The sequence below is a fragment of the Acetobacter papayae JCM 25143 genome (genome assembly GCF_000613285.1).
Classification (GTDB): Bacteria; Pseudomonadota; Alphaproteobacteria; order Acetobacterales; family Acetobacteraceae; genus Acetobacter; species Acetobacter papayae.
In genome coordinates, this window is record NZ_BAIN01000006.1 from 75,540 (window position 1) to 87,116 (window position 11,577).

General features: G+C 58.9%; 7 protein-coding genes and 5 pseudogenes. 3 read left to right on the forward strand and 9 right to left on the reverse strand.

What is annotated here, in order from left to right:
• Positions 1-34 precede the first annotated feature (34 nt).
• The 5 genes and pseudogenes from JCM25143_RS03120 to JCM25143_RS03140 all read right to left on the reverse strand — a co-directional run bounded on the left by JCM25143_RS03120 (position 35) and on the right by JCM25143_RS03140 (position 3,680).
• Positions 35-490 (reverse strand): urease accessory protein UreE, encoded by a 456-nt coding sequence (locus tag JCM25143_RS03120; protein ID WP_025859990.1) that lies wholly within the window; start codon positions 488-490, stop codon positions 35-37.
• Positions 490-2,195: pseudogene (gene ureC, locus JCM25143_RS16390) on the reverse strand (urease subunit alpha). Before ureC ends, JCM25143_RS03120 begins: the two are co-directional and overlap by 1 nt.
• On the reverse strand, positions 2,192-2,536 hold the full coding sequence (locus JCM25143_RS03130; RefSeq protein ID WP_035370385.1) for an urease subunit beta: 345 nt from the start codon (positions 2,534-2,536) through the stop codon (positions 2,192-2,194). The pseudogene ureC and the gene JCM25143_RS03130 overlap by 4 nt, the downstream one beginning before the upstream one ends.
• Positions 2,520-2,822, reverse strand: coding sequence for an urease subunit gamma (locus JCM25143_RS03135; protein WP_025859992.1), 303 nt, complete (start codon positions 2,820-2,822; stop codon positions 2,520-2,522). The genes JCM25143_RS03130 and JCM25143_RS03135 overlap by 17 nt, the downstream gene beginning before the upstream one ends.
• A gap of 36 nt (positions 2,823-2,858) precedes the next feature.
• Entirely contained in the window at positions 2,859-3,680 is an 822-nt protein-coding gene (locus tag JCM25143_RS03140; protein ID WP_025859993.1) for an urease accessory protein UreD, read from the reverse strand.
• A 260-nt stretch (positions 3,681-3,940) separates the two neighbouring features.
• On the opposite strand from JCM25143_RS03140, the pseudogene dctA reads away from it, so the two are divergent.
• Positions 3,941-5,241 (forward strand): annotated as a pseudogene (gene dctA, locus JCM25143_RS16395) (C4-dicarboxylate transporter DctA).
• Positions 5,242-5,662: 421 nt separating this feature from the next.
• On the opposite strand, the gene JCM25143_RS24620 reads toward dctA, so the two are convergent.
• The gene (locus JCM25143_RS24620; RefSeq protein WP_267879906.1) at positions 5,663-5,794 is read right to left on the reverse strand and encodes a hypothetical protein; all 132 of its coding nucleotides are present in this window, start codon (positions 5,792-5,794) and stop codon (positions 5,663-5,665) included.
• Between JCM25143_RS24620 and JCM25143_RS16400 the strand changes: the two are divergent.
• Both JCM25143_RS16400 and JCM25143_RS03155 read left to right on the forward strand, forming a co-directional pair.
• A pseudogene (locus JCM25143_RS16400) lies at positions 5,780-7,133 on the forward strand (carbohydrate porin). The gene JCM25143_RS24620 and the pseudogene JCM25143_RS16400 overlap by 15 nt on opposite strands.
• Positions 7,134-7,266: 133 nt before the next feature.
• Positions 7,267-8,475 carry an MFS transporter gene (locus tag JCM25143_RS03155; protein WP_025859994.1) on the forward strand — a complete coding sequence of 403 codons (1,209 nt, stop codon included), beginning with the start codon at positions 7,267-7,269 and terminating at the stop codon, positions 8,473-8,475.
• A gap of 21 nt (positions 8,476-8,496) precedes the next feature.
• Here JCM25143_RS03155 and JCM25143_RS03160 read toward each other — a convergent pair whose 3' ends face one another.
• From JCM25143_RS03160 to JCM25143_RS16410, 3 genes and pseudogenes are all read right to left on the reverse strand, one after another.
• Entirely contained in the window at positions 8,497-10,038 is a 1,542-nt protein-coding gene (locus tag JCM25143_RS03160) for an efflux transporter outer membrane subunit (RefSeq protein ID WP_025859995.1), read from the reverse strand.
• A pseudogene (locus tag JCM25143_RS16405) lies at positions 10,035-11,239 on the reverse strand (efflux RND transporter periplasmic adaptor subunit). The gene JCM25143_RS03160 and the pseudogene JCM25143_RS16405 overlap by 4 nt, the downstream one beginning before the upstream one ends.
• Positions 11,239-11,577 (reverse strand): annotated as a pseudogene (locus JCM25143_RS16410) (efflux RND transporter permease subunit); the annotation flags it as partial. The pseudogenes JCM25143_RS16405 and JCM25143_RS16410, both read right to left, overlap by 1 nt.

Consider the following 11,577-nt stretch of genomic DNA (forward strand, 5'->3'; position numbering starts at 1 on the left):
GCTCTCGGGCTGTGTAAGCGGATCAGGGGCCGCCTTAGTGCCCATGGTCATGATGGCGCTGGGCATAGGCCCCACCTTCGGGGTCGAACGCCGCTTCTATGTGGTGCACATGCGCCCCTAATCCACGGAGCATTTCAGCAATAACATGGTCTTCACGCACCAGAATACGCCCGGCTTCTATGGCTGCGGGCAGATGGCGGTTGCCGATATGCCAAGCCAGTTGCAGAAGATGCAACGGCGTATGGGCCGTGATTTCCATCAATTGCTCTGGCAAGGCATGCACGCAAATCAGGCGTCCATCATCAAGCTTCAGGCCATCTCCCTCACGCAGCAGGCGCGGGTGCTCCAGTTCCAGCATGACCCGCTCGCCAGATTGCAGGGCAAGGCTCGCGCGCCTGCGGTGCCGTCCTTCATAATCAGCGGTGAAGCTATCCACCGCTGATTCCTTGCTCCAGCTTCCCGCAGCCAGAATATCGACAATATAACGCATCAGAACAGGAAATACCTCTGGGCCATGGTAGAACGTCCGCCGCCTCGCAGGTGAGCAGCACGCCATCGGCCCGAACTTCATAGGTTTCGGAATCCACTTCGATATGTGGTGTGGCGCTATTGTGGATCATGCTGCGCTTGCCAATGCCCCCGCGCGTATTGCACACGGCCGACAGCGGCCTGCGCAGCCCCAGAGAGCGTGCAATGTTGTTTTCAAGCGCTGCCTTGGAAACAAAGGTCAGGCTCGTGTGCAGGCGGGCACCGCCATATGCCCCGAACATCATCCGCCCATAAACCGGCTGGGGCGTGGGAATGGAGGCGTTGGGGTCTCCCATCATGGCGTAGGCAATAGCCCCACCCTTGATGATCATATCGGGTTTGACGCCAAAAAAGGCCGGGGTCCACAAGACCAGATCAGCCAGCTTGCCCGCTTCAACCGACCCCACTTCATGCGCCAAACCATGGGCGATAGCGGGGTTGATGGTGTATTTGGCAATATAGCGCTTAACGCGGTTGTTGTCCGCTTCGCCATCACCCGGCAGTGCGCCACGCTGCACTTTCATCTTGTGGGCGGTCTGCCATGTGCGTAGCGGCACCTCGCCCACACGGCCCATGGCCTGACTGTCGGAAGACATCATCGACAGGGCACCCATGTCGTGAAAAATATCCTCGGCCGCAATGGTCTCGCGGCGGATACGACTTTCCGCAAAGGCAATATCTTCGGGCACGCGAGCATCGAGATGGTGGCAGACCATCAGCATGTCCAGATGTTCGTCGAGTGTGTTGCGGGTATACGGCCGTGTCGGGTTGGTGGAAGACGGCAGCACGTTGGGCAACCCCGCCACACGGATGATATCAGGCGCGTGCCCGCCCCCTGCCCCTTCGGTATGGAAGGCGTGGATGGTGCGGCCTTCAAACGCGGCTATGGTGTCTTCCACAAAGCCGCTTTCATTGAGCGTGTCGGTATGGATCATAACCTGCACGTCCATACGGTCAGCCACGTCAAGACAGCAGTTGATGGCGGCGGGGGTTGATCCCCAGTCTTCATGCAGTTTCAGGCATGACGCCCCAGCCCGCACCATTTCCTCCAGCGCCTCGGGGCGGGAGGCATTGCCTTTGCCCGCAAAGGCCAGATTGACGGGGAAATCTTCCGCCGCTTGAATCATGCGTGACAGATGCCACGGGCCGGGCGTGCAGGTTGTGGCTGCCGTGCCCGTAGCCGGGCCGGTGCCGCCGCCCACCATGGTGGTGATACCCGAGGCCAGAGCTTCTTCAACCTGCTGGGGGCAGATGAAATGGATATGGCTGTCCACCCCGCCCGCGGTTAGGATTTTACCTTCCCCGGCAATGATTTCGGTCCCCGGCCCCACGATAATATCGACACCGGGCTGGATATCTGGATTGCCTGCCTTGCCAATGGCCGCAATGCGCCCGTCACGCAGGGCTACATCGGCTTTGACAATGCCCCAGTAGTCAATAATCAGCGCGTTGGTGATAACCGTATCAGCCGCTCCTTCGGCCCGCGAGACCTGTGACTGGCCCATGCCGTCACGGATGGTCTTGCCGCCGCCAAAGCGTACTTCCTCGCCGTAGATGGTGTAGTCTTTCTCCACCTCGACCAGCAGGGCCGTATCGGCCAGACGCACCCGGTCACCCACGGTGGGGCCAAACTGGGCTGCGTATTCGAAACGCGAAAGACGTGTCATGCTCCCAGTCTCCCCATGACTTCCCCACGGAACCCGATCACCCGCCGCTTGCCACGCAGGGGCACGAGTGTCACCTCACGCTCCTGCCCCGGTTCAAACCGCAGGGCCCCGCCGGATGGCACGTCCAGCCGCCAGCCCCGTGTGCGCAGGCGGTCGAACACCAGTGCGGGATTGACCTCCGCGAAGTGATAATGGCTCCCCACCTGCACGGGCCTGTCTCCCGTATTGGTTACGGACACCACCATGCGGGGCTGGCCTTCATTGAGGGCGATATCGCCCTCGCCCACGAGAAATTCTCCCGGCACGGCACCGGGGGGCAGCGGATCATCGTATCGGGTCATGGACTGTCACCAGCTTTGTGCCATCGGGAAAGGTTGCTTCCACCTGAACATCATGGATCATTTCCGGCACGCCACGCATAACCTGAGCGCGCGTGAGCACATGCCCACCACTTTCCATCAGCTCAGCCACGCTGCGCCCATCACGCGCACCTTCCACTACATGATCCGTAATCAGCGCCACGGCCTCAGGGTAGTTCAGCAGAACCCCTCGTTCCAGCCTGCGACGCGCCACCACGGCCGCCATGGCGATAAGCAGCTTGTCTTTCTCGCGCGGGAGCAGATTCATCGTCCTGTCCGGTCCTTGTTCCCTGATGAAATTGATTTATGTGCGCCAGGTCACAGGCGCAGCTTTTTCGGCGCGCAGATGCGCCACAAGACTATGGCAGGCCTGCTCAAGCCGCCAGCTACTGGTTGCCAGCCCTCGCACCACCAGCATACCGTTCCAGGCCGAGGCTGCCAGATCAACGGCATCATACTGACAACATAGGGCGCGTATCTCCGCCAGTTGTGCTTCGGCCTCGGGCGCTACCAAAACGAGGGTCGCCACTGCCATCTGCCCGGCGGCTACCGCAGCCCGGCCAAAAAACGTGGCCATATCGTCACCTTCGATTGCCAGACGGTCTTCCAGCAGTGGGCGGCCCTCCCGCCTGATCGATAGGGTGTCACGCAGGTTGAGCTGTTTGAGCACTTCGCCAGAGGCAGAGCGGCCAAAAATCCTGTTTTCAAGGTAGAGAAACCGTGATGACCCGGCCATTTCAACGTTCATCCGCCGTTCAAGGTGGCTGTGGTCGAAAAAAATGGTCCCGTGGGGCAGCCATTCCAGCGTGGCATCGGGTTCGATTGTGCATGACACATTGATACACGCAGCCTGCTCACCCGGCCGTGCCCGGTAGATCCGTTCCGCCGCCTGAGAGGTTACGACCAGTTCGGTCCCTGCGCGGCAGTGTATGTGCCCGTCGATCCGGTCACCTGCGACAATGCCGCCCGAAATATTGACCGTGACGGCTTCCAGCCCCGTACGGGCTACACGTGGAAACAGCAGGCGGCAGCACCCCCCCTGCGCCAGATCAGCACAACGCGTCCGGCCTTCTTTGTTCTGGACGGTCAGGCCGAAGCGTCCCTGCGCGCGCTGGAGGCTGCTCACCTGTTTTTTCCCGTTTCCGCACTGTCTGTTGCTATGATGTGATTATGACGATGGCGCAAAAAACCTGCCGGTTCAATCCCTTTCCCAGTGTCGCGTATCCGTAGAATTGCGTATGGCGCAGAACGGTTAAAGCAGTCCGCCTCTTTGCAAAGAGGGTAAATACAGGTTAACTTGCGGAACTCTGGGCACGGTTTCCGCTATAACAAGGAAATTCCAGAAGCACATACGTCGCTAAAAACAAAAACAGAAAGAGTAGCAGAGTGCTTCCTTCCCCTTCGCCCCTCGCCGGGTCTCATCAGCGTTTTCTTTATCTTCAGGTCATCATCGCGGTTATTGCCGGTGTTGTTGTTGGCGTTCTGTTTCCGTCTTTCGGCGCGTCGCTCAAGCCGCTTGGAGATGGCTTCGTCAAGCTGATCAAGATGGTGATCGCGCCGGTTATTTTTCTGACCGTGTGCACCGGCATTGCCGGTATGGCGGACCTGAAGCAGACCGGCCGGATCGCGGGCAAGGCGATGCTCTACTTCCTGTTTTTTTCAACACTCGCACTTGTGATTGGCATGGTTGTGGCCAATGTCGTGCGGCCCGGTGCGGGGATGCATATTCGGGCTGATAGTCTGGATACGCATTCGGTCAGCCAGTTTATTGCCGCCGCACAGGAGCATCACAGCTTCTCGGATTTTCTGCTCCAGATTATCCCCCCCACCACCGCAGGGGCCTTTACATCGGGTGAAATCCTGCAGGTGTTGTTGGTGGCCATTCTGTTCGGCATCAGCCTTGCCCGTATGGGCACGGCGGGGGAAAGCGTGCTGAACCTGTTCCGCAGCCTGACGGAAATGATTTTTGGCGTAGTGCGGCTGGTCATGTATCTCGCCCCGGTAGGGGCTTTCGGGGCCATGGCTTTCACGATCGGTAAGTTCGGTATTGGCACCGTTTTGCACCTGATCGGCCTTGTTCTGGCGTTTTACCTCACCGCCATTCTGTTTGTCGGTCTTGTGCTGGGGCTGGTCGCGCGTCTGGCTGGTTTCAGCATTATCCGCCTGCTGGTTTTCATCAAGGAAGAACTGCTGATCGTGCTGGGCACGAGTTCGTCTGAATCCGCCCTACCCGGCTTATCGCCAAGCTTGAACAGGCGGGCTGCAACCAGGGTATTGTCGGGCTTGTGGTGCCGATGGGCTACTCCTTCAACCTTGATGGCACGAATATCTACATGACCCTGTCAGCCCTGTTCATTGCACAGGCAACGGATATTCACCTGTCTTTCAGCGAACAGATTGCCCTGCTGCTTGTCGCCATGGTCAGCTCCAAGGGCGCTGCCGGGGTAACGGGAGCCGGGTTCATTACTCTGGCCGCAACGCTTTCCGTCGTGCCCAGCGTGCCTGTTGGTGGCATGGCCCTTATTCTGGGTATCGACCGCTTTATGTCCGAATGCCGGTCTCTGACCAACCTGATCGGCAACGCGGTCGCCGCAATTGTGATCTCGCGCTGGGAAAACGCGCTGGATGACAAAAAACTGCACGATGCTCTGCATGGACAGGGCACGGCAGAAATCATTGAACAATAATAAGAAAAAGAAAAACCAATGATCAGATATTCAGCCCTTGCCCCGCCCTGTCCACAGACCTGCGTAGTGGTTTATAGGCCGCTATGCCGGAACGCCTGATAGCGCAGCGATAAACCGGCGGGGCCTACGCCCACATTCATTGTAACGAGACCTCGGTTCGGCACGCATTGTGTGTGTTCGTCTGCGTCCCGCCATTTGCTGCTTCTGCGGCCTGTATCCGTACGCCTGTTCTTGCGGCGGCGGTATCGGCCTGCAATCGGTTTGTGGATTATCGTCATGCAAACAGAAATGCTTCCGCACGCGGCTGCCTGTCACGGGTCGCGCCATTACTCACGTCGTTTTTCCTGTTGGAACAAGAACTCATACACGCTGGCGCTTACCGCCCTCATGGGCGCTGGCCTGTCTGGCGAGCCCTTGAGGCTCATGCGGCTGAACCAGCCGCCAGTGCTTCCACACAGATTACGGGGCCTTCTACGGTTTCTTCCAGCCCGGTTGCGGCACCGGCAACCGTCAGGCTCATGCCAAACCCAAGCGGCCCATTGCCGAAGAACATCTGGATTCATGGTTCCAGACGGTCAGCCTGTCCTACCTGCTTAGCCATAATGCCGATGCGCTGCGCAGGCAGGATGTCAGTGCGGGGTATTTCGTGTCTGAACAGGCGGGGGGCAACCTTGTTCCCGCCCTCAAGCCCTGGCGTGAGCGCCTGCGCGACAAGGGGTTCAGCTTCGAGTTTACCTATAAGGGCGAAGGCATGGGCAATATCGCCGGCGGTATTTCAAAGGGTATGGATTATACCCATGAGGTACGTGCCAGCATGCTGTTCGACCTTGGCAGGCTGACAGACTGGCATCCGCTGGAAGGCTGGTACCTGCATGGTATCGTCATGAACCGTGAAGGGCGTCAGGTCGGTTGGGACCATGTGGGAGAGCGCAATGTGCTTCTGACCGAAGTCTGGAGCATTCATGGTCCGGCGGCAGCGAGGCTTGCCGACCTGTATCTGGAAAAATCCTTCCTCAACAACCGTATCAACATCAATGTGGGCCGTATCGCTATTACCCACACCTATGCGACATCGGTTCTGCTGTGCACTTTCATGACCATGTGCTCGGCCCCCATGGCCATTCGTGAACCGGCAGGCTGGAGCGTTTACCCCAAAACCTCATGGGGCGGTACGTTGCGTTTTCGCCCGACGCGCGACCTGACGCTCCGCACTGGCATTTACCGTATTGGCCCCAAGGTGCAGGACAATACCGGCTGGGCGTGGGGGAGCGAAACCGCGACCGGTATACAAACCCCCATCGAACTGACATGGGAACCTTTATCGGGCCCCAGAAGCTCCCCGGCCATTACAAGCTTGGCTATGGGCACGATACCTCCCCCTACCCTGATCTGATTGGCGTTATACCCGCGGCTTACGCCGGGTCCGTGGCGCGCCATGCAGAAAAGGCACGCGATACGTTCTACATTGAGGCGGACCAAATGGTTTACCGCGCCAATGGGGAACACCAGATGGCGGGCGGTTATGTTCTCGCGGGGTTTGTCCATAACACCCCCAGTAACTCCACCTTTTCCAATGAGTTCTATTTCGGCACATCGCTGTTGGGGCTGGTGCCCGGTCGCCGCGGGACAGGGTGGGGATCATGTATTCCTACTACCAGCTCAGCCCCCGCCTGACCTATGGGCAGGAACTGCGTGAAGCTGCGGGTATGTCCATGGGGGCTTATGTCAACGCCCCACAGACCCATTCCGCCATACTCGAAGCCTATTACGGTATTCCTGTAACCCCCGGTCTGGTTGTGACACCGGAATTTGAATACATGATGCGCCCGGGTGAAACCTCGGTTATTCCCAATGCTGTGCTGGCTGGCCTGAAGGTGATTGCCGCTCTGTAATATCAACTCTTAACAGCGTTGGTTTCATACCGCATAAACACAGACCTGTATGAGACCAACGCATGCGTGCCTTTGTCCGAAATACGGCTGTGGTAAAGGCACGCCGCTTTTGCGGATAAAAGGAAGCCGTTTCATGTCTCCCACCACCCCGCCTGCTACCGCCTCCACCCCGCAAACGCCCATGAGCGTATTATACTGGCTGGTGGGGGCATTGTTCCTGTCTTACCTGTGTGTGGCCATGTCCATGCCGACAACGGCCATTCAGGTTGCCACAAAACTGCATATGGGCAACGCCATGGCGGGGCTTGCCGTGGGTGTTGCTTTTGCTTCCACGATCCTGACACGGGGTTTTGCCGGTCGGCTGGCCGACCAGAAAGGTGGACGGCACTGCATGGTGCTGGGGCTTGTACTGTACGCACTGAGCAGCCTTATCTGCATTGGGGCTACGTGGATTCAGGCTGCCGTACCGGGTTTTCTCGTGCTGATTTTGGGCCGCCTTGTGCTGGGATTGGGCGAAAGCCTGACAGTTGTTGGGCTGCTGGCATGGAGCATCGGGTTGATGGGGCACCATCGCTCCGGGCGGGTTTTGTCCGTGGTGGGCATGGGCATGTATGGCTCGCTGGCCGCCGGTAGCCCGCTTGGACTGGCCATTTACGACCACGCCGGATATCTGGGGGTTGGCCTTGCGTGTCTTGTAGCCCCTCTGGCCGGTCTGGTCATGGTAGTGCCGGTTGCTCCGGTTGCCCCCCACCCCGGTGAGCGCCAGCCGCTGACATCGGTTATTGCCCGTATCCGTGATCTTGGTTTTATCGTGTTCCTGCAAGGTATCGGTTTTGCGGCTATCGGTGCCTTCATGCCGCTGATTTTTCTGCATCAGCACTGGCCGCATGCCAGTCTGGGCCTGACATTTTTTGGCGGTGCTTTTGTGCTGGTGCGCGTAATGTGCGGCCACCTGCCTGATAAAATCGGGGGAGCGCGCGTTGCCGTGCTGTCCATGGGGGTGGAAACCTGCGGACAGCTCCTGCTGTGGAGTGCCACGGCACCGGGTCTGGCCCTTGTGGGAGCAGCGCTGACAGGGGCTGGCTGCTCCATGATTTTTCCTGCCATGGGTATGGAAGTCGTGCGCCGTGTTTCTCCGCATATGCGGGGGACGGCCATGGGCGGCTTTGCCGCTTTTCAGGATCTTGCCTATGGTGCCACCGGCCCCCTGACAGGCCTGCTGGCTGATAGAATGGGCGAGAACGTAGTGTTTCTGGTCGGAGCGCTAGCCGCCTGTGGCGGTTTTGAGCTGAGCCTTTCCCTGGCGCTGAAAGAAGCCCGCCAGACCAGGGAAAGTCCATGAAAACGCAGCCCGAAGCAGCCGTTACTGTTTGTTAAGCTGCTTCATGGAATCAGCCGGCGTTTGCAGGCCTGAATACTGCATGACACCGAATGACATGGTGTCGTCAGGTGTAGGCAGATCGCTTTGGCGCCAGCCCCCACCCAGAGCACGGATCAGGCCGACCGTGCTTTGCAGGGCACGGGCCTGCACCTGCACACGGTCAATGCGTGCATCGAGCGTATTCACCTGCGCGATCAGTGCATCCAGATAGCTGTCAGCACCGCCTTTATACAGGGTCATTGTCAGGGTCTGCGCCTTCTCAGCCGTTTGCACCGCCTGCCCCAGACGCTCCGTTTCCGCCCGCAGGCGGTTTGTCAGCGACAGGCCGTTTTCCACATCCCCGAACGCGGTGAGAACCGTCATGCGGTAGTGATCCAGCGTTTCGCGGTAGACAGACCACGAATGCTGCAACTGCGCGCGACGCAGCCCGCCTTCGAATACGGGCATGGAAACCGATGCCCCGTAAGTCCACATGCTGTTAGCCAGATTGGCAAGGTTGAAGCCATTGGAATCAAACCCGCCATTGGCGCTGAAAAACACATGCGGGTAGAATGCCGCCCGGGCAATACCGATAGCCCGGTTGGCTTCCGCCATGCTCCGTTCCGAGGCGGCAATATCAGGCCTGCGTTCCAGCAGGTCAGACGGCAGGCCGGTGGGCACGATCGGTTCCACATTCGTCAGGGTATCGACTGGTGCGATATGGAAGGTGGAGGGCTGTTCATTCACCAGCACGGCAATGCCGTGCTCCAGCACCTCACGCTGGGCCTGAACATCGAGCAGGTGTGCTTGTGTCATATAAAGCTGGTTTTGCGCACGCGCGACATCGATACCCGTTGCATCCTGATTATCGAGCCGGGTCTGGGTTACGTGCAGAGCCTGCTGATAATACGCAATGGACTGGGTGTAGATTGCACGCTCGGCATCCAGCCCGCGCAGGGTAAAGTAATCTGTCGCCAGTTCCGCCTGTAGGCTGAGCCGTGCGGCGGCATATTCAGCCGCCTGTTCCTGTGCAAAGTATTTCTGCACCCGCACCTTGTTGCGGATAGCCGACCAGATATCCGGCTCCCAGCTTGCCAAGCCAGAGTAGGACTCATCCGTGGCCGTTATAGGGCCTTTGTAGCGGAACAGGCGATCCGCCGAGCTTTTGTTGTCGCTCGCGCCAAACGCCATGCCCAGATGCGGCAGCAGATCGGAGCGCGCCTCCATGACAATGGCGCGCGACTGCGAAAAGCGCTCGGCTGCTGCCTGAAGGTCAGCATTGTTTGCAAGCGCTTCCTGCTCCAGCCCGTTCAGCGTGGTGTCGGCAAACAGCGTCCACCAGTCAGGCTTCAGGGCTACGGTGCTAGGCACCGCATCCTTGAATGGTCCCTGCCCGTGCCATGATGCCGGCACCACATAATGGGGCGGATCATAATGCGGTGCCAGATCGCAGGCACTTAGCACAGTCAGGGAAAGCAGCAGGCCTGCCCGCGCCGTCAGGCGGCGCGCACGCACGGTGCCAAAACGCGAGAGGGTCTGTTTCATTCGTCATCCTCCTCCCCTGCCGCCGCAGCGGCTGACGCTGTGCTGAGATAGCCTTTTTCCGGATCAACCGGCCTGACCTTGCCGCCTTCCATCAGGTCGGCTGGCGGGTTGTTGATGATCCGGTCATCGGGAGAAAGCCCAGCACTGACCTCCGTATACGCATCAGACATGCGGCCTACGGTTATGTTGTGGTAGTGGGTGGTTTCGTTGGCATCGACGGTCGCCACCTGCATACCGTGTTCCTGAAACACCAGCGCACCGGTGGGGATGGTATAGACTCCCTTGTCAGCCGGAGCTGTGAGTGTGACGGAGGCAAAGCTGCCCGGCCACAGTTTCTGCTCCGCATTGTCGATCGAAAATTCCGTGATAACCGTGCGCGTGTTGGGGTCAAACCCCTTGGCGATGGTCAGGAACTTGGCTTCGAACACCTTGTTGGGAAACTGCGGCACAGTCACCTTGGCCACCAGCCCCGGCCGCAGGATGGAAGAGAATGTTTCCGGTACGGACACGAACAGTCGCATGGCGTGGGTATCGGCCACGGTAAACAGTTCGCTGGCCGTGCCATTCGCGTTCATGTTGCCGCTACCGGCCCCAACATAGTCACCCACGTTGATGTTACGCGCGATCACCACCCCATCAAACGGTGCTTCAATGCTCTTGAAGTGGATCATGGCCTGATACTGGGCGACCTTGTGCTCGGCTGCTTCAAGCTCTGCCTTGCTGACTGCTCGTTGGCATTCTGCACCGAGACAGACTGGCCAGACACCGCCTGTGACTGCCCCATGGACCGCCAGCGTGTGGCGGTTATGGAGGCAAGGCCGTATTTGGCTTGCGCAACCTTGAGATCCGCCTGGGCCTGAGCATATTCGGCATCCAGTCTGGGCGTATTGATCTCGGCCAGAAGATCGCCTTTTTTCACGACCGCACCGTAATCTTGGTACCACATTTTCACGTAGCCCGAGACCTGCGCATAAATGGGGGCCTCGTACCATGCGCTGATTGTACCCGGCAGGGTCATGGACATGGTTGGCGGTGCCGGCTTGGGCTGCACCAGAGCCACATCCGGCACCCGGCTATAAGCCGCATCCTGCTGAATGCGAACGCCATTGCTGGCGCGCTGGAGCAGCAGGTGCGTAATATCCGCCACTATGACAACCACAAGAAGAATGATGAAGATTCTGCCTTTGCGGGAAACAGACATCAGACAGCCTCCTGCCGGTGGGCCGTATCCGTGCTGGATGGCTTTTCCGGACGATGATGGAAAATTGCATAAACACAGGGGACAAAAAGTAGGGTGGAAATGGTGGCCACGATCAGCCCGCCAATAACCGCCTTACCCAGTGGCGCATTTTGCGAATTGCTTATGGCCATGGGCACCATGCCGATAATCATGGCCGAAGCCGTCATGATAACCGGACGGATGCGGCCTATCCCTGCCTCGACCGCAGCCGCCACGGCACTGCGGTGCATGGCAAAGCGTTCCTTGGCGAAGGACACCACCAGAATGGAATTGGCCGTAGCGTTCCCATGCACATGATG